The sequence below is a fragment of the Pseudomonas entomophila L48 genome, assembly GCF_000026105.1.
In the GTDB taxonomy this organism is placed as follows: domain Bacteria; phylum Pseudomonadota; class Gammaproteobacteria; order Pseudomonadales; family Pseudomonadaceae; genus Aquipseudomonas; species Aquipseudomonas entomophila.
Window position 1 is genome coordinate 3,455,990 of the sequence record NC_008027.1, and the last position, 19,900, is coordinate 3,475,889.

The 19,900-nt window shown below is 68.7% G+C and carries 4 protein-coding genes; 1 reads left to right on the top strand and 3 read right to left on the bottom strand.

Annotation, left to right across the window (positions count from 1 at the left end):
- Window positions 1–24: 24 nt before the first annotated feature.
- Window positions 25–489: an REP-associated tyrosine transposase gene (locus tag PSEEN_RS14910; protein ID WP_011534372.1), complete on the top strand. Its 465-nt coding sequence runs from the start codon at window positions 25–27 to the stop codon at window positions 487–489.
- A gap of 84 nt (window positions 490–573) precedes the next feature.
- On the opposite strand, the gene PSEEN_RS14915 is transcribed toward PSEEN_RS14910, so the two are convergent.
- The 3 genes from PSEEN_RS14915 to PSEEN_RS14925 all read right to left on the bottom strand — a co-directional run bounded on the left by PSEEN_RS14915 (window position 574) and on the right by PSEEN_RS14925 (window position 19,898).
- A complete protein-coding gene (locus tag PSEEN_RS14915; protein WP_011534373.1) occupies window positions 574–1,527 on the bottom strand; it encodes an alpha/beta hydrolase in 954 nt (317 codons plus the stop codon).
- A gap of 63 nt (window positions 1,528–1,590) precedes the next feature.
- The gene (locus tag PSEEN_RS14920) at window positions 1,591–13,386 is read right to left on the bottom strand and encodes a non-ribosomal peptide synthetase (protein WP_011534374.1); all 11,796 of its coding nucleotides are present in this window, start codon (window positions 13,384–13,386) and stop codon (window positions 1,591–1,593) included.
- On the bottom strand, window positions 13,386–19,898 hold the full coding sequence (locus tag PSEEN_RS14925; RefSeq protein ID WP_158020297.1) for a non-ribosomal peptide synthetase: 6,513 nt from the start codon (window positions 19,896–19,898) through the stop codon (window positions 13,386–13,388). Before PSEEN_RS14925 ends, PSEEN_RS14920 begins: the two co-directional genes overlap by 1 nt.
- Window positions 19,899–19,900 lie beyond the last annotated feature (2 nt).

The following is a 19,900-nucleotide window of genomic DNA, read 5'->3' on the forward strand; positions in this document are numbered from 1 at the left end:
ATGAAACCCCACATGGACGCCCTCATGCACACTCCCCAAGGCAGCCAACTCCGCCGCGGCAGGTATTCGGAGCCCGGCAGGCTCTACGTACTGACCACCGTCACCCACCACCGCCAGCCCCTGTTCCTCGACCTCCACCACGCACGAACGGCCATCCGATTCCTGCGCCAGGCTGACCAGGAAGGCCAGTGCCGATCACTGGCCTGGGTAGTGATGCCCGATCACGTTCATTGGCTGGTCGAATTAAAGGAGGAGTCATTGAGCACATTGATGCGCTATTTCAAGGCGCGGTCGAGCCATGCGTTGCGCAAGGCCGGAGTCAGTTTAATACCCGTCTGGCAGGCCGGTTTTCACGACCGTGCGTTGCGCCGGGAGGACGATGTGGTCAAGGTTGCGAGGTATATCGTTGCCAATCCGCTGAGAGCGGGGTTGGTGGATAAGCTAGGTAAATACCCGCATTGGGTTGCGGTCTGGGTTCAGGGGTTGTAGATCGAGCACGCCGCATCGCGGATGAATCCGCTCCTACAGGCAGGCGCTGTTGTAGGAGCGGATTCATCCGCGATGCACTCGCCATCAACAACGCTGGAAAAGCCACTCCAGCGCCCGGTCATAAATCCCCTGCACCTCCGGCACCATGCCGGACATGCGCAGAAAATCATGGGTCAACTGCGGCTGCAAATCGAGGGTCACCTCGGTGCCGCTGGCCTGCAGCCGCTCGGCCCAGGCCAGCCCCTCGTCGTACAGTGGATCATGCCCAGCCAGGCTGACGAAGCTAGGCACCTGCGCCGGCAGCTGCTCGATCAACAACGGCGAGGCCCGCCAGTCCAGGCGCTGCCGGGGCTCGGCCAGGTACAGGTCGTAGAACCAGCGCAGGGTCGCGCTCTCCAGCAGGTAACCTTCGGCGTAGCGGACGTAGGAGTCACGCTCGCGGCTGGTGTCGGTCACCGGATAGAACAGCATCTGGGCGACGGGCGCCAGCCGCGTTTCCCCCTTCTGGGCCGCCAACGCCAGCACCGTGGCCAAGGTGGCACCGACGCTGTCGCCGGCCACCGCCACCCGCGCGGCGTCCAGGCCCAGTGTCGAGGCCTGCGCGGCCAACCAGTCGGCCACGTCCAGCACATCATTGCTGGCGGTGGGGAATCGCTGCTCGGGCGCCAGGCGGTAGTCCGCCGCCAGCACCGCGAAACGGCCATCGGCCGCCAGGCGACGGCACACCGAATCATGGGAGTCCAGGCTGCCGACGACATAACCACCGCCGTGCAGGTAGAGAATGGTCGGCTGCGCCGCCGGGCGCGGGCCTTCGCCACGGTACAGGCGCGCCGCCAACGTGGCGCCATCGCGCGCGACGATGCTCAGCTCGGTCACTTCGAGCGCCGCAGGCGGGCTCGGGTCGAGAATGGCCGAGCTGCTGGCGAATTCACGACGGGCCTGCTCGACGCTCAACTGGTGCATCGGCTGGCTGTTGCCCATCAATCGCCCCATTTCCACCAGTTCGAGAAAGCCGGCAAGGTCGGGATGCAGAGACATGTTGATTCCTTGGAAAATGTACAGCGCAATAAATGCGGGCCCCGTCGCCAGGGCCCGGGAAGATCAACCGGCGACAGGCTCAGGCTCGCCGAGCAGTTGGACCAGTTGGGCCAGCAGCCCCGGATCGCGCAACAGCTCGAAGTGGCCGGCCTGGACCGTATGGCTGGCGGCCAGCGCGCCGAAGCCCGCCTCGAAGCCCTGCCGCGCGGACAACGCAACACGCGCCGCCCACCAGCAGTGCACCTCGCAATCCAGCGCCGGCAGGGGCGCCAGGCGCAGGCTGAGGGCTTTCAGGCGCATGGCCACCTGGAACACATGGGCCAGCTCCTGGGCGTCGAAACGTGGCTGTTCAGCGTGCACAGGTACCTGCGTCAGGCAAGCCTGGATGGCCTGAGTCAGCACCTGTTCGTCCGGTATCGCGGCCACTTCGAGGCCGGGCAATGTCTGTGGTCGATGGCCACAGACCACCCCGAGGAACGCCAGCAGATCCTCACGATAATCCTGTGGCGCGTCTGCACCTTCACCCGGCAGGTAGCTGTCCACCAGGCCGACCATGGCCACCTCCTGGCCCTGGCGGCGCAGTTCTTCGGCCACCAGCACCGCGAGGCTGCCCCCCAGCGACCAGCCCAGCAGATGGTAAGGGCCATCGGCCTGTTTCTGGCGGATGTACTGGGCGTAGTCGATGGCCATTGCTTCCAGCGACTCGTCCTGCCAGTTGCGGTCGAGCAGCATGCGGCACTGCAGGCCGAAGACACTGCGTTTGCCCTCGAGCAGGCGGGCCAGCGGCTCGTAGTCGAACACCGTGCCGAAACCGGCATGCAGGCAGAACAGCGCCGGCACGTCGGCGACCCGCCGGTTGAGCGACAGCACCGGGTCCAGCGCCAGGTCGTCGGCACTGTAGCCGGACAGCTCGGCGATGGTCGGCCGGGCCATCAGGTCGCGCAGCTTGAGGTCCAGCCCCAGGCCGCTGGCGCGCACCTTGGTCAGTACCTTGAGGATGCGCAACGAGTCGCCACCGAGTTCGAAGAAGTTGTCGGTCACCCCCACCTGCGGCACTTCCAGCACGTCCTGCCAGATCACCGCCAGGGCCGCTTCCACGGCATTGCGCGGCGCCAGGTACTCGCGACGCTTGAAGTCCGGGTCCGGCAGGGCCTTGCGATCGACCTTGCCGTTGGGGTTGAGCGGCAACGCCTCGAGCACCAGCAGCTGGCTCGGCACCATGTAGTCGGGCAACTCGGCCTGCAGGTCGCCACGCAATTTCTCGGCCAGGCCCTGCTGGGCGTCGGCGACCACATAGCCGACCAGTTGCTTGCCGCCTTGGGTGTCACGGGCCACCACCACCGCGTCGCGCACCGGTGCCATGGCGCGCAGGCGCGCCTCGATCTCGCCCAGTTCGATGCGGAAACCGCGCACCTTGACCTGATGGTCCAGGCGCCCGAGGTAGTCGATCACGCCATCCGGGCGCTGGCGCACCAGGTCACCGGAACGGTACAGCCGCCCGCCATTGCCGAACGGGTCGGCGACGAAGCGTTCGGCGCTCAGGCCCGGGCGCTGATGGTAACCCCGGGCCAGCCCCTCGCCGCCGATGTACAGCTCGCCCGCCACGCCGACCGGCACCGGGTTGAGCTGGTTGTCCAGCACATACAGGGTGCGCTCGCCGACCCGCACGCCAATCGGTGCGTACACGGCTTCACAGCGCTGGTCGACAGTCACCTTCCACAGCAGCGGCGTGACCACGGTTTCGGTCGGCCCGTAGCCATTGGTCAGGCAGCGCGGCTTGAGCACGCGCTTGACCCGCTCGAAGTTGGCCTCGGCCACCGCGTCGCCGCCAAAGCAGTAGATGTCCACCGGTGGCGCCTCGCGCCCTTCGCCGAACTCGGCCAGTTGCTGCAGGTAGGCCGGTGGGAAGCAGGCGATGCTGATGCGCTGCGCGTGCAGGGCCTGCCAGGTTTCCTCCGGCGTCCACAAACGGTTGTCGCGGATCACCAGGCAGCCGCCGCACAGCAGGGTCGACAGCCAGCGCTCCTGGGCACCGTCGAAGGCAAATGACATGAACAGCAGCTCGCGGGTGTGCGCGCTCATCTCATAAAGCTCGGCGATCGCCTGGCAGTGCATGCGGATCGGCCCGTGGGCCACCGCCACGCCCTTGGGCTTGCCGGTGGAGCCGGAGGTGTAGATCAGGTACGCCAGGTTGTCGGCCTGGGCGCGCGGCGCCGGGCAGTGCTCGGGCTCGCCGCACAAGTCCAGGTCGTCCAGCGTCAGCACCAGGCCGCTGGCCGGCTGCCCCAGGCGCTCCAGCACCCGCTGTTCGCTCAGCAGCACGCCCATGGCCGAGTCTTCGACGATCCAGTTGAAGCGTTCGCGCGGGTAGTCGACATCCAGCGGCACATAGGCCGCGCCGGTCTTCATCACCGCGTAGAAGGCCACGATCACCTCGACCGAACGCTCCAGGGCGACACCCACGAACATCTCCGGGCCGACCCCTTCGGCGATCAGCCGGTGGGCCAGGCGGTTGGCGCGCACTTCGAGCTCGGCGTAGCTCAGCTGCCGGTCGCCACAGACCAGCGCCGGCGCCTGCGGTTGCAGGGCCACATGGCGGGCGATCAGTTCTGCCAGCAACGCGCCTTCAGCCTTCGCCGCCAACTGGTTATCCCGTTCCAGCTGGCGTTGCTGCGTGGCGTCGAGGGTCGCCAGACTGCCTAGCGTGGCCTGCGGCGTGTCGATCAGCGCCTGCAGCAGCACCTCGAAACTCGCCATGACCTGGGCGCAGGATGCCTCACTGAAGCGGTTGCGCAGGTAAAGGAACTCGATGCTCAAGGTGTCGTTCAGATGGACCGCGAGGTCCATGGCATAGTTGGTGACGTCACGCCCGGTCACGGCACCGAATTGCAGGGTGCTGTCACCGGTTTCCTTGAGGCGCTCGTCGATCGGGTAGTTCTCGAACACGATGATGCTGTCGAACAACCCCTGGGCGCCCTGCCCCGACCAGCGCTGGATATCCGCCAGCGCGGTGTGCTCGTGGTCGCGGGCTTCCAGGTTGTGGGTCTGCAAGGCTTGCAGCCACTGCGCGGCGACCTGTTCCGGGCGCGGCGCCTGGATGATCGGCAAGGTGTTGATGAACAGCCCGAGCATCTCGTCGGCACCATCCAGCTGCGCCGGGCGACCGGCGACGATGGCGCCGAAGCACACGCTCTGCTGGCCGGTGAAGCGCTGCAACAGCAGTGACCAGGCGCCCTGCACCAGGGTGTTGGGCGTGACGCGCAGGGCGCGGGCCTGCTCACGCAGGCGCGCGGTGCGGGTGGCGTCCCATTTCAGGTACAGCGCGGCATGGCCGCTGAGCCCCGGTGCTGGCGCCGGCAGGCTGGCGGCCAGGCTGGTAGTGCCCTCCACCGCTTGCAGGCGCGCCTTCCAGAACGCTTCCTGGGCATCGGCCGGCTGGGCTTGCAACCAGGCGATGTAGTCGCGGTAATGGCCACGGCGCGGCGCCGGGGCCTGGCCGCCATAGACCTGGAACACTTCCCCGAGCAGGCGCGACTTGCTCCAGCCGTCCATCAGGATGTGGTGGCTGGTCCAGATCAGCTGGTGGCGGTCCTCGCCCAGACGCACCAGGGTCAGGCGCATCAGCGGCGCGGCCAGCAGGTCGAAGCCCTGGGCGCAATCCGCCGCGGCCAGCGCCTGCAGGTCCTGCTCGCAGAACGCGCGCTGGCGCCAGTCCAGGCGCTGCACCACCAGGCTTGCCTGGCGATGGACCAGCTGCAGCGGCTCGCTCAGGGCGGCGTCGCTCCAGAAACCGGTGCGCAGGATCTCGTGGCGGCCGATCACCTGCTCCCAGGCCCGCACGAACGCCTCCGCGTCCAGCCCGTCCACGGCCACGCTGGTCTGGTTGATGTACAGGTCGTCACCACCGGCTTCCAGGGTGTGGAACAGCATGCCCTGCTGCATCGGCGACAGCGGGTACAGGTCCTCGACCTGTTCGAGCGCCACGGGCAGGCGATCGAGCTGGGCCTGGCTGACCTGCGCCAGGGGGAAGTCCGAAGGCGTGACACCCCGCTGCCCGGGCGTCAGGCAGTGCTCGATCAGCGCGCGCAGCTGATTGGCGTAGTCGTCGGCCAGGGCTTGCACGGTGGCGTCGTCGAACATCGCCTGGCTGAAGGTCCAGGCCAGGTTGAGCCCGCCACCGTAGACCTGGCCGTTGATCGACAGCCAGTTGTTCAACGGCGCGGCTTCGTCCTGATCGGGGGCCAGGCGCTCGCCACGGGGCACGAACAGAGCATCGTCGGCCGCCGTGAAGCTGCCGTCGAACTGCCCCAGGTAGTTGAACGTCACCCGTGGCACGGGCAGTGCCGCCAGGCGCTCGCGCACCGCCGGGCTGCCCAGGTGGCGCAGGATGCCGAAGCCGATGCCCTTGTCCGGCACGCCGCGCAGTTGCTCCTTGATGGTCTTGATCGAGGTGGCCCACTGCGGGTCCGGGCTCAGGCGCAGCGGGTAGAGGCTGGAGAACCAGCCCACGGTACGGCTCAGGTCCACTGTCGGCGACAGGTCCTCGCGGCCATGGCCTTCGAGCTGGATCAGCGCATGGCGCTGGCCGCTCCAGTTGGTCAGCGTACGCGCCAGGGCGGCCAGCAGCAGGTCGTTGACCTGGGTGCGGTAGGCTCGCGGCGCCTGCTGCAGCAGCTGGCGGGTCAGCTCGGCGTCGAGGTGAGTGTTGACACTGGCGCGGTGGCGGTTGGCCAGGCTGCCGGTCGGGCGTTCGCACGGCAGGTCACGCGGGGCGTCCTGCAACTGGGCCGACCAGTAGTCTGCCTCGCCAGCCTGTTCAAGGGTGCCGGCATGGGTCGCGAGGAAGGCGGCCCAATCGCGCACGGCGCTGGTCTTGGCCGGCAGTTTGACCGACGTGCCGCCCTGGAGCTGGCGGCAGACGGTCTGCAGGTCTTCGAGCAGGAGACGCCACGACACGCCATCGACCACCAAGTGGTGGATCACCAGCAGCAACTGCTGCCCGCCTTCGCCGTTGGGCAGCAGGACGGCACGCAGCGACTGCCCATGCTGCAGATCCAGGCTACGTTGCGCTTGCAGGGCCAGTGCCCTGTTCTGCTCCAGTGTTTGCACAGGTGCTTGCCAGAGCAGCGGCGCCTGCTGCCAATGCGCTTCGAGCTCCACCAGTGGTACATGGCTGGCGTGCACCTGCCCGCCTTCGCTGACAAAGCGCAGGCGCAAGGCGTCATGTTGCATGACCAGCGTACGCAAGGCGCGCTCAAGCAGTTCAGGGGCCAACGCATCGCGCAGCTCCAGCAGCACCGACTGGTTCCAGTGCTGGCGCTCGGCAATGTCCAAGGCGAAGAATTCGGCCTGGATCGGCACCAGCGCACTGTCACCCGTCACCGGGCCCTGGTCGATCGACAGCGCTTGCTGGGTGCTGGCCACCGCCGCCAGGGCGGCGATGGTCTGGTGCTTGAAGACGTCGCGTGGGGTGAGGTTCAGGCCCTGCTGGCGTGCGCGCCCGACCATCTGGATGGAGATGATCGAGTCGCCGCCCAGGCCGAAGAAGTTGTCCTGACGGCCAATCTGCTCCAGGCCCAGCAAGCCCTGCCAGATCGTCGCCAGCACCTGTTCGGCGGCGGTGGCAGGCGCCTCGTAGTCCGTGCTCGGCGCCACCGGTTCGGGCGCGGGCAAGGCCTTGCGGTCAAGCTTGCCATTGGGGCTCAAGGGCATGCGCTCAAGCACGATGAATTGCGCCGGGACCATGTAGTCCGGCAACTGTTCGAGCAGGTGCGCGCCCAGTTGGCTGGCACTCGGCACTTCGCTGCCGGCCGGCACCACGTAGGCCACCAGCTGCTTGCCGTTGCGGCCATCGCAGGCGATCACCACCGCCTCGCGCAGCTGGCCTTGCTCCAGCAAACGCGCCTCGATCTCACCCAGCTCGATGCGCAGGCCGCGGATCTTCACCTGGTGGTCGATACGCCCGGCGTACTCGATCACCCCGTCGGCGCGGTAGCGCGCCAGGTCACCGGTGCGGTACAGCCGTTCGCCGCCGAATGGGCTGGCGACGAAACGCTCGGCGGTCAGCGCCGGGCGGCGGTGGTAACCGCGCGCCAGGCCCACGCCACCGAGGTACAGCTCGCCTGCCACGCCCACCGGCACCGGCGCCAGTTCGGCGTCGAGGATGTAGGTCGCCAGGTTGGCGATCGGCACACCGATCGGCACGCTGTCGCGCCCTTCCTCGCGGCAGGTCCAGTGGGTCACGTCGATCGCCGCCTCGGTCGGCCCGTACAGGTTGTACAGCCCGTTCCACGGCAGCCGCGCCAGCACCTGCTGCTGCGCGTCCACCGGCAGCGCCTCGCCACTGCAGACGATCCGCCGCAGCGAGGTGCAGCGGGTGACTTGAGGGTCCTGCAGGAACGCCTGCAGCATCGACGGCACGAAGTGCAGCGTGCTCACCTGCTCGGTCTCGATCAGTGCGATCAATTGCCCCGGATCGCGGTGCGCCCCCGGCGCCGCCACCACCAGTCGCGCGCCGGTGATCAGCGGCCAGAAGAACTCCCACACCGACACGTCGAAGCTGAACGGGGTCTTCTGCAGCACGTTGTCCGCCGCCGTCAGCCCGTAGGCCTCCTGCATCCAGCACAGGCGGTTGACCAGCGCGTCGTGACGGTTGCCGGCGCCCTTGGGCGTGCCGGTGGAACCGGAGGTGTAGATCACGTACGCCAGTTGCTGCGGCGCTGGCACGAGGCCCAGGTTGCTGTCGCCATGGCCGGCCAGCCAGGCGTCCGGCTGGTCCAGCACCAGGCTGCGCACACCCTCGCCCAGCGGCAGCTCGGCCAGCAGGTGCGCCTGGGTCAGCAGCAGTTCGATGCCGCTGTCCTCGATCATGTATGCCAGGCGCTCGCGCGGGTATTCCGGGTCCAGCGGCACGTAGGCCGCGCCGGCCTTGAGGATCGCCAGCAGGCCCACCACCATCTCCACGCTGCGCTCCACGGCGATGCCCACCAGCGCATCGGCCGTCGCGCCCTGGGCCACCAGTTCGCGGGCCAGGCGGTTGGCCCGGGCGTTGAGTTCGGCGTAGCTCAGCTGCTGGCCGGCGAACATCAGCGCCGGGGCCTGCGGGGTCGCCGCCACCTGTGCCTCGAAGCGCTGCGGCACGCTCAGGGCCAGATCATAGTCGCGGCCGGTGGCGTTCCAGCCGTGCAGCGCCTGCTCACGCTCGGCTGGCGCCAGCAGCGTCAGTTGCCCCAGCGGTGCCTGCACGTCGGCCACCAGGCCTTGCAGCAGCTGTTGCCAGTGCGCGCCCAGGCGCTCGATGCTCGCCGCGTCGAACAGGTCGGTGGCGTACACCAGCGATGCCGACAGGCCCTGCTCGCCCTCGAAGGTGTTCAGGCTCAGGTCGAACTGGGTGCTGTGGCTGTCCCAGCCCAGCGCCTCGACCTGCAAGCCGTGCGGAGCAGCCATCGCCGCCGCCACCCGCTGGTGGTTGAACATCACCTGGAACAGCGGGCTGTGGCTCAGGCTGCGCTCCGGCTGCAGCGCCTCGACCAGTTGCTCGAACGGCAGGTCCTGGTGCGCCTGGGCTTCCAGCGCCGCCTGGCGCACCTGGGCCAGCAACGCCTGGAAGCTGGCCTGGCCATCGACCTCGGCCTTGAGCACCTGGGTGTTGACGAAGAAACCCACCACGCCTTCGGTTTCCAGGCGCGTGCGGTTGGCGATCGGCACGCCGACACGGATGTCGGCCTGGCCGCTGTAGCGGTGCAGCAACGCCTGGAACGAGGCCAGCAGCAGCATGAACAGGGTCACCTGCTCGCGCTGGGCCAGCTGGCGCAGGCCGTCGGCCAGCGCCGGGGCCAGGTGCAGCGCGTGGCGCGCGCCACGGTAGCTCTGCGCCGCCGGGCGTGGGCGGTCGGTGGGCAGTTCCAGCACCGGCTGCTCGCCGCCCAGCTTGGCGGTCCAGTAGGCCAGCTGGCGGGCCTGCTCGCCTTCGGCCAGCCACTGGCGCTGCCACACGGCGTAGTCCAGGTACTGGATCGGCAGTGCCGGCAGCTGCGCCGCCTGGCCTTGGCTGAAGGCGTCGTACAGCGCCACCAGCTCTTCCACCAGGCGCTGCATCGACCAGCCGTCGGAGACGATATGGTGCTGGGTCATCACCAGCACGTGTTCCTGTTCGGCCAGGCGCAACAGACGCAAGCGCAACAACGGCCCTTGCTCCAGATCGAACAGCTGACGGGTTTCCTCTTCGACCACGGCGCGCAAGGCCTGCTCGTCAGGGTTGCCCAGCAGGCTCAGATCCAACGACAGCGTCAGTGGCGACGCTGCGTCGATCACCTGGCGGACCTGGCCCTCCTCGGTCACGAAGCGGGTGCGCAGGCTTTCATGGCGCTCGACCAGTGTCGCGAAGCTGCGCTCCAGCGCCGCGATGTCCAGCGTGCCGCGCAGGCGCAGGGCCATCGGGATGTGATAGGCCGCGCTGCCCGGTTCCAGTTGCCAGAGGAACCACTGGCGCTCCTGGGCGAACGACAGCGGCTGGCTGGCGCCGCGTGGCACCAGCGGGATCTCGCTCAGGCGCACGTCGTCCTGCGGCGCCAGGGCCTGGGCGAACCCGCCCAGGGTGGTGTGCTCGAACAGCGTGCGCAGCGCCACTTGGCGGCCAAGCACCTGGCGTACCCGTGAAATGACCTGGGTGGCCAGCAGCGAGTGGCCGCCCAGGGCGAAGAAATCGTCGTCCAGACCGACACGTTCGATATCCAGAACGCTTTCCCACACCGCCGCCAGGCGCTGTTCCAGCTCGCTGGCCGGGGCGCGGAACGCCGCTTGGGGCTGGCTGGCGTCCGGGCTTGGCAGGGCCTTGCGGTCGAGCTTGCCATTGGTGGTCAGCGGCAAGGCATCGAGCAGCAGGAAGTGCGCCGGGACCATGTAGTCCGGCAGGTCCTGACGCAGCCCCTGGCGCAGCGCATCACGGCGTGCCTGCGGCTCGCCGCCCTCGGCCATGACCACATAGGCCACCAGTTGCGCGCCACCGATGCCTGGCAATGCCAACACCGCCGCCTGGCGCACGCCAGGCTGGGCCAGCAGGCAGGCCTCGATCTCGCCCAGCTCGATGCGGAACCCGCGGATCTTCACCTGGTGGTCCATGCGGCCGATGTATTCGATCTCACCCGAGACCGTGTGCCGTGCCAGGTCACCGGTGCGATACAGGCGCGCGCCGGCCGGGCCGAACGGGTCGGCCAGGAAGCGCTCGGCGCTCAAGCCGCCACGGCGGTGGTAGCCACGGGCCAGGCCGGCGCCGCCGACATACAGCTCACCCACACAACCGGCGGCCACCGGGTTGAGCTGGCCATCGAGCACGTACCAGGACAGGTCGGTGATCGGTACGCCGATCGGGCTGCCGACCCCGTTGTCCAGGTCCGCCAGGCTCAACGGGCGGTAGGTCACGTGCACGGTGGTCTCGGTGATGCCGTACATGTTGATCAGCCGGGTCGGCTGGTCGCCGAAGCGCTCGAACCACGGGCGCAGCCCCTTGACCTCCAGGGCCTCGCCACCGAACACCACATAGCGCAGGACATGTCGGCGTGAGTCGGGGGCCTGGCAGGCCACCTGCATCAGTTGCTTGAAGGCCGACGGAGTCTGGTTGAGCACCGTCACCCCTTCGTCGCACAACAGCGCGTAGAAGTCTTCCGCGCTGCGGGTCACGTCCTGGGGCACGATCAACAGGCGACCACCGTGCATCAGGGCACCGAAGATCTCCCACACAGAGAAGTCGAAGGCATAGGAATGGAACAGCGACCAGACATCGTCGGCGCCGAAATCGAACCATTCGGCGGTGGCCGCGAACAGGCGCAGGATGTTGCCGTGGGGCAGCAGCACGCCCTTGGGGTTGCCGGTAGAACCGGAGGTATAGATCACATAGGCCAGGTTGTCCGGCCCCAGCGCCACCTCGGGGTTGTGGGCCGGCAGGTCGGCGGGCGCGGCCAACGGCAGCACGCTGACGCTCACCGGGACATCCATCTGCCGGGCCGTTTCGGGGTCGGCCAGCAGCAAACGGATGCCACTGTCGTCGATCATGTAGGCCAGGCGCTCGCGCGGATAGGCCGGGTCCAGCGGCACATAGGCGCCACCGGCCTTGAGGATGGCCAGCAGACCGACCAGCATGTCCGGCCCACGGCGACAGGCCAGGCCGACCTGGGTATCCGGGCCGACGCCCGCACCGATCAACTGGTGGGCGAGACGGTTGGCCTGCTCATTGAGCGCGCCGTAGCTCAGGTGCCGGCCTTCGAAGGTCAGGGCGATGGCCTCGGGGGCACGCGCGGCCTGGGCCTCGATCAAGTGATGGGCGCAGCCGCGAGCCGGGAAGTTCCGGGGTGACGGGTTGAGTGCCGCCAGGCTGGCGCGACGCTCGTCGGCGCCCAGCAGCGGCAGCTCGCCGATGCGCTGGCCCGGTTCGGCGACGATCCCGGCGAGCAGGTTCAGCCAATGCCCGGCGATGCGCTCGGCGCTGCCTTCGGTGAACAGGTCGCTGGCGTAGCTCAGGGTCGCCCACACGCCCTGCTCGGTTTCGTAGGTGTCCAGGGTCAGGTCGAACTGCGCGGTATGGCGCTGGGTCTGGATACCCTCGATGGCCAGCGCGCCGAGGTCGGCGGCCTGATCATCGCCCTTGGCGGTGTGCTGGTGGTTGTAGACCACCTGGAACAGCGGGCTGTGCCCGGCATTGCGCTGCGGGTGCAGGGCTTCGACCAGTTGCTCGAACGGCAGGTCCTGATGGGCCTGTGCTTCAAGCGCGGCCACCCGCACCTGCGCGAGCAAGGCGAGGAAGCTCGCCTGCGAATCGACTTCGGCCTTGAGCACCTGGGTGTTGACGAAGAAGCCGATCAGCCCTTCGGTTTCGACGCGGTTGCGGTTGGCCACCGGCACGCCGACGCGGATATCGGCCTGGCCACTGTAGCGGTGCAACAGGGTCTGGTAGGTGGCCAGCAACAGCATGAACAACGTCACGCCTTCCTGACGGGCCAGGGCCTTGAGGCCCTCGACCAAGGGTTGCGGCAGGTCGATGCGCAGCCGCCCGCCCTGGTAGCTGCGTCGCGCCGGGCGCGGCCAGTCGCCTGGCAGCTCCAGCACCGGGTGGTCATCGCCCAGGCGGGCGGTCCAGTATTTCAGCTGCCGCTCGCGTTCGCCGGCTTCCATCCAATGGCGCTGCCAGATCGCGTAGTCGGCGTACTGCACTTCCAAGGCCGCGGCCTGCGGTTCACGCCCCTGGCTGTAGGCCGCGTAGGCCTGCACCAGCTCATCGACCATCACCCGGCTCGACCAGCCATCGGAGACGATGTGGTGCAAGACCATCACCAGCACATGGTCCTGCGCGTCGAGGCGCAGCAGGCGCACCCGCAGCAGGTTGCCGGCGGCCAGGTCGAACAGCGCCGCGCCGTGCTCGTGGATGTAATTTTCGATCCAGACATCGCGCGCCTCCCCCGCCAGCCCGTCGGGCAGCAGGTCCAGCGGCACGTCCAGCGCCGTGTCGTGGTCGATCACCTGGGCCAGGCCCTCGCCCTGGTCGACGAAGCGGGTGCGCAGCACGTCGTGACGCGCCACCAGGGCCGCAAAACTGCGGCGCAGGGCCTGCACGTCCAGTTCGCCGCGCAGGCGCAGGGCGGTGGAAATGTTGTAGGCGGCGCTGTCCGGCTCCAGCTGCCAGAGGAACCACTGACGCTCCTGGGCGTAGGACAGCGGGATGCGGCCGAAGGCGTCACGCACCCTGGGGATCGGCAGGTTGGCCACCGACACCCCTTCCTCGCTCATCTTTTCCAGGTACAGCTTGCGTTTGTCCAGGGGCAGAGTGATAAAGCGCTTGGCGATCCTCGAAGCAACACTCTTGTCCATCAGACTTCCTCCATTTCATCAAGCAGGGCTTCCAGCTTGTTCAGTTTTACCGTGTCGACCTGCTTGCCCGACTGTTCCAGGTGCGCCGCGAAGGCTTCCAGGGTCGGGTGTTGGAACAACGCTTGCGGACCGGGCGCCAGGCCCAGTTCCAGCTGGATGCGGGAGACCACATTGACCACGGCCAGCGAGTGGCCGCCGAGCTCGAAGAAGCTGTCGGCAAGGCCCACCCGGGCGCAGCCCAGCACGGCCTGCCAGATCGTCGCGACCTGGCACTGCAATTCAGTGACCGGCGGGGTGAACGGTGGCCGCGCGCTGCTGGCCTCGATAGCCGGCAGGGCCTTGCGGTCGAGCTTGCCGTTGGGGCTCAACGGCAGTTGCGCCAGGAGCATGAGCGGCCCGGGCACCATGTACTCCGGCAGCGCCTGGCGCAGTTGGCCACGCACCTGCTCGGCCAGTTGCGCCTGGTCTTGGGCCGGTGCCTGCAGCACGGCGGCGTCCTCCGGCACCAGGTAGCCGGCCAGCTGCTTGCCGGCCGGGGTGTCGATGGCCAGCACCACGGCTTCGCGGATGCCGGGTTGCTCCAGCAAACGCGCCTCGATCTCGCCCAGTTCGATGCGCAGGCCGCGGATCTTCACCTGGTGGTCGATACGCCCGGCGTACTCGATCACCCCGTCGGCGCGGTAGCGCGCCAGGTCACCGGTGCGGTACAGCCGTTCGCCGCCGAATGGGCTGGCGACGAAACGCTCGGCGGTCAGCGCCGGGCGGCGGTGGTAACCGCGCGCCAGGCCCACGCCACCGAGGTACAGCTCGCCTGCCACGCCCACCGGCACCGGCGCCAGTTCGGCGTCGAGGATGTAGGTCGCCAGGTTGGCGATCGGCACACCGATCGGCACGCTGTCGCGCCCTTCCTCGCGGCAGGTCCAGTGGGTCACGTCGATCGCCGCCTCGGTCGGCCCGTACAGGTTGTACAGCCCGTTCCACGGCAGCCGCGCCAGCACCTGCTGCTGCGCGTCCACCGGCAGCGCCTCGCCACTGCAGACGATCCGCCGCAGCGAGGTGCAGCGGGTGACTTGAGGGTCCTGCAGGAACGCCTGCAGCATCGACGGCACGAAGTGCAGCGTGCTCACCTGCTCGGTCTCGATCAGTGCGATCAATTGCCCCGGATCGCGGTGCGCCCCCGGCGCCGCCACCACCAGTCGCGCGCCGGTGATCAGCGGCCAGAAGAACTCCCACACCGACACGTCGAAGCTGAACGGGGTCTTCTGCAGCACGTTGTCCGCCGCCGTCAGCCCGTAGGCCTCCTGCATCCAGCACAGGCGGTTGACCAGCGCGTCGTGACGGTTGCCGGCGCCCTTGGGCGTGCCGGTGGAACCGGAGGTGTAGATCACGTACGCCAGTTGCTGCGGCGCTGGCACGAGGCCCAGGTTGCTGTCGCCATGGCCGGCCAGCCAGGCGTCCGGCTGGTCCAGCACCAGGCTGCGCACACCCTCGCCCAGCGGCAGCTCGGCCAGCAGGTGCGCCTGGGTCAGCAGCAGTTCGATGCCGCTGTCCTCGATCATGTATGCCAGGCGCTCGCGCGGGTATTCCGGGTCCAGCGGCACGTAGGCCGCGCCGGCCTTGAGGATCGCCAGCAGGCCCACCACCATCTCCACGCTGCGCTCCACGGCGATGCCCACCAGCGCATCGGCCGTCGCGCCCTGGGCCACCAGTTCGCGGGCCAGGCGGTTGGCCCGGGCGTTGAGTTCGGCGTAGCTCAGCTGCTGGCCGGCGAACATCAGCGCCGGGGCCTGCGGGGTCGCCGCCACCTGTGCCTCGAAGCGCTGCGGCACGCTCAGGGCCAGATCATAGTCGCGGCCGGTGGCGTTCCAGCCGTGCAGCGCCTGCTCACGCTCGGCTGGCGCCAGCAGCGTCAGTTGCCCCAGCGGTGCCTGCACGTCGGCCACCAGGCCTTGCAGCAGCTGTTGCCAGTGCGCGCCCAGGCGCTCGATGCTCGCCGCGTCGAACAGGTCGGTGGCGTACACCAGCGATGCCGACAGGCCCTGCTCGCCCTCGAAGGTGTTCAGGCTCAGGTCGAACTGGGTGCTGTGGCTGTCCCAGCCCAGCGCCTCGACCTGCAAGCCGTGCGGAGCAGCCATCGCCGCCGCCACCCGCTGGTGGTTGAACATCACCTGGAACAGCGGGCTGTGGCTCAGGCTGCGCTCCGGTTGCAGCGCCTCGACCAGTTGCTCGAACGGCAGGTCCTGATGGGCCTGAGCCTCCAGGGCGGCGTTGCGCACCTGGGCCAGCAAGGCCTGGAAGCTGGCCTGGCCATCGACCTCGGCCTTGAGCACCTGGGTGTTGACGAAGAAGCCCACCACGCCTTCGGTTTCCAGGCGCGTGCGGTTGGCGATCGGCACGCCGACACGGATGTCGGCCTGGCCGCTGTAGCGGTGCAGCAGGGCCTGGAACGAAGCCAGCAGCAGCATGAACAGGGTTACCTGCTCGCGCTGGGCCAGTTGGCGCAGGCCGTCGGCCAGCGCCGGTGCCAGGTGCAGCGCGTGGCGCGCGCCACGGTAGCTCTGCGCCGGCGGCCGTGGGCGGTCGGTGGGCAGTTCCAGCACCGGCTGCTCGCCGCCCAGCTGGGCGGTCCAGTAGGCCAGCTGGCGGGCCTGCTCGCCTTCGGCCAGCCACTGGCGTTGCCACACGGCGTAGTCCAGGTACTGTATCGGCAGTGCCGGCAGCTGCGCCGCCTGGCCCTGGCTGAAGGCGTCGTACAGCGCCACCAGCTCTTCGACCAGGCGCTGCATCGACCAGGCATCGGAGACGATATGGTGCTGGGTCATCACCAGCACGTGCTCTTCTTCGGACAAGCGCAGCAGTTCGACACGCAGCAACGGCCCCGTTGCCAGGTCGAACGGGCGTTGCAGCAACTGTTTGATCTGCGCCTCGACCTGCGTCTCGGTCGCGCCTTGCAGCGCAAGCACGGGCATCGCCACGGACACAGCGTCTTGAATCACTTGCAGCGGGCCTTCGGCCGTCTGGCGGAAGGTGGTGCGCAGGCTCTCGTGGCGCTCGACCAGCGCGGCGAAACTGCGCTCCAGCGCCGCGACGTCCAGGGCACCGCGCAGGCGCAGCACGGCGGGAATGGTGTATGCCGTGCTGTCCGGAGCGAACTGCCAGAGCAGCCACTGGCGCTGCTGGGCGAACGACAGCGGCAGGTCCTGGTCGCGGGCAATACGGGTAATCGCCGCGACGGGCTTGCTCGCGACCCGGCCAACCGCCTGGGCGAACGCGCCCAGGGTGGCGTGCTCGAACAGCGTGCGCAACGGCACTTCGATCGCCAGACCTTGAATCACGCGGGAAATGACCTGGGTGGCCAGCAATGAATGGCCGCCCAATTCGAAGAAGTTGTCGGCAAGGCCGACCTTCTCCAGTTTCAGTACCTCGGCCCAGATCTGCGCCAGCTGGCACTCCAGCTCGCTGCGCGGCGCCTGGTAGCGCGCCAGGGCGAGGCTGGCGTCCGGCGCCGGCAGCGCCTTGCGGTCGAGCTTGCCGTTGGGGGTCAGCGGCATGCGCGCCAGCAGCATCAGCTGCGCCGGCACCATGAACTCAGGCAGCGCCTCGCCCAACGCCGCGCGCAGGGTTTCGCGCAGCGCCTGCTGGGCCTCGCCCGCCTCTACCAGCGCCGCGTCCGCCGGCACCAGGTAACCCACCAGCTGCGTGCCCAGGCCGGTGTCGCGGGCCACCACCGCCGCTTCGCGCACTTCGGCGCGGGCCAGCAACTGCGCCTCGATCTCGCCCAGCTCGATGCGGAACCCGCGGATCTTCACCTGGTGGTCGGCGCGGCCGATGTATTCCAGGCGGCCCTGGCCGTCGAAGCGCGCCAGGTCGCCGGTGCGGTAGATTCGCTCGCCGTCGGCGAACGGGCTGGCCAGGAAGCGCTCGGCGGTCAGCCCCGGGCGCTGGTGGTAGCCCCGCGCCAGGCCCGCGCCACCGATGTACAGCTCGCCGGCCACGCCCACCGGCACCGGTTGCAGGTCGGCGTCCAGCACCAGCAGCGCCGTGTTGTCCAGCGGCCGGCCCAGCAGCACCTGCGGGTGGCCCGCGTCCAGGTAGTGCAGCGCCGACCAGATGGTGGTTTCGGTCGGGCCGTACAGGTTCCACACATGGCCGCAGCGCTCGATCAGCCGCGCCGCCAGGTCCGGCGCCAGCGCCTCGCCGCCGCACAGTGCCTTGCACCCGGCCAGGCTCGCCGCCTGCGGGCTGTCCAGCAGCATCCGCCAGGTCGACGGGGTGGCCTGCACCACGCTGACCCGCTCGGTGTCTATCGCGGCCAGCAAGGCTTGCGGGTCGCGGGCCGTGGCCCGCTCCACCAGCACGATGCAGGCGCCGGCCAGCAGGCTGCCGTACAGCTCCAGGCCGGCGATGTCGAACGACAGCGAGGTCAGCGACAGCACGCGGTCACTGGCGTCGATGCCCGGTTGCTTGAGCATGCTGGCCAGGAAGTTCAGCACGCCGTCGTGGCGCACGCCCACGCCCTTGGGCTTGCCGGTGGAGCCGGAGGTGTAGATCACGTAGGCCAGGTTGCTCGGCGCGGCCAGGTTGGCCAGGTTGTCGCCGTCAAACTCCGCCAGCCAGTCTTCGCCGGCTTGCAGTTCCAGCGCCTCGACACCGGCCGGCAGTGCCAGCGCGCCGCGCAGGTGGGCCTGGGTCAGCACCAGTTGCGCGCCGCTGTCTTCGACCATGTGCGCCAGGCGCTCGGCCGGGTATTCCGGGTCCATCGGCACGTAGGCGCCGCCGGCCTTGAGAATTGCCAGCAGCCCCACCACCAGCTCCACGCCACGCTCCACGGCGATGCCCACCAGCACATCCGGGCCCACGCCCGCCGCACGCAGGCGTCGGGCCAGGCGGTTGGCGCGGCGGTTGAGGGTGGCGTAGTCGAGGGTTTCGCCGGCCACGCTCAAGGCGGAGGCCGTTGGCGTGCGCGCGGCGCTGGCCTCGATCAGTTGATGCAGGCACTGGTCATCGGCGAAGGGCACCGCCGTGGCGTTCCACGCCTCGACCATCAGCTGTTGTTCGTGCGCGGCCAGCAACGGCAACTGGCCAACCCGCTGAGCGGGCGCCTCGACGATCCCGTGCAACAGGTTCAGCCAGTGCCCGGCCATGGTCTCGATGGTCGCGGCATCGAACAGATCGGTGGCATAGGTCAGGGTCGCCGACAGCGCTTGCCCCGCCTCGTGGGTATCCAGGGTCAGGTCGAACTTGGCCGCCTGCCCCTGCGCCTCGAGCCCCTCGATGCTCAGGCCAGGCAACGCCAGGGCGTCACCGCCCTGGGCCGCGCCGCCCTGATGATTGAACATCACCTGGAACAGCGGCGAATGGCTCAGGCTGCGGCTCGGCTGCAGCGCCTGCACCAGTTGCTCGAACGGCAGCTCCTGGTGGGCCTGGGCCTCCAGGGCAGCACTGCGCACCTGCTGCAACAACGCCTGGAAACTGGCCTGCGGATCGATCTGGGCCTTGAGCACCTGGGTGTTGACGAAGAAGCCGACCAGCCCTTCGGTCTCGACCCGGTTGCGGTTGGCCACCGGCACGCCGACGCGGATGTCCGACTGGTTGCTGTAGCGGTGCAGCAGCACCTGGAACGACGCCAGCAACACCATGAACAAGGTCGCCTGCTCGCGCTGCGCCAATTGGCGCAGGCCATCGGCCAGCGTGGTGGGCAAAGCCACCTGCAGGCGCGCGCCGCGCAGGCTCTGGACCATCGGCCGCGGACGATCCAGCGGCAGTTCCAGCAACGGTTGCTCGCCGCCCAGCTGCCGCGTCCAGTAGCCCAGCTGGCGCGCCTGCTCGCCGGCTTCCATCCAGCAACGCTGCCACAGGGCATAGTCGCGGTACTGGATCGGCAGCGGCGCCAGGGCCGGCTCGTGCCCCTGGCTGAACGCCGCGTAACCGGCCAGCAGTTCCTTGAGCAGCACCTGCAGCGACCAGCCGTCGGCAATGGCGTGGTGCAAGGTCAATACCAGCACCCGCTCCTGGGCATCGACCTTGAACAACGCACAACGCAGCAATGGACCTTGACGCAGATCGAAAGGCTGTTGCGTCTCGCTTTCAATCATGGCTGCCAGTTGCCCAGGCTCGACAGTGCGCTCCATCAACTCAGGCGCGAAAGGCGGGCACACCCGCTGCAGGCGCTCACCCTCGGCCGGCTCGGCGAACACCGTGCGCAGGCTGGCCTGGCGTTCGACCAGCGCCGCCAGGCTGCGGCGCAGCGCCTCCAGTTGCAGTTCGCCACGCAGACGCAGCACCAGGGGAATGTTGTAGGCCGCGCCCGCCGGGTCGAACTGCCAGAGGAACCACTGGCGCTCCTGGGCGTAGGACATCGGTGCCGTCTCGCCTTCGACGCAGCCACCGGGTATCGGCAGCTGCGCCAGGCTCATCCCCTTGCTCGCAAGCTTTTCCAGGAAGGCCTGGCGCTGGGCCAGGGGCAACCTGATAAAACGTTGCACCAGTGCGGCGCTGTCATGTGCGGCCATTG

Excerpts from the sequence above, each read along its gene's own strand:
- PSEEN_RS14910 (WP_011534372.1), top strand. The coding sequence starts at position 25 with ATGCACACTCCCCAAGGCAGCCAACTCCGCCGCGGCAGGTATTCGGAG.
- PSEEN_RS14915 (WP_011534373.1), bottom strand. The coding sequence starts at position 1,527 with ATGTCTCTGCATCCCGACCTTGCCGGCTTTCTCGAACTGGTGGAAATG.
- PSEEN_RS14920 (WP_011534374.1), bottom strand. The coding sequence starts at position 13,386 with ATGGACAAGAGTGTTGCTTCGAGGATCGCCAAGCGCTTTATCACTCTG.
- PSEEN_RS14925 (WP_158020297.1), bottom strand. The coding sequence starts at position 19,898 with ATGGCCGCACATGACAGCGCCGCACTGGTGCAACGTTTTATCAGGTTG.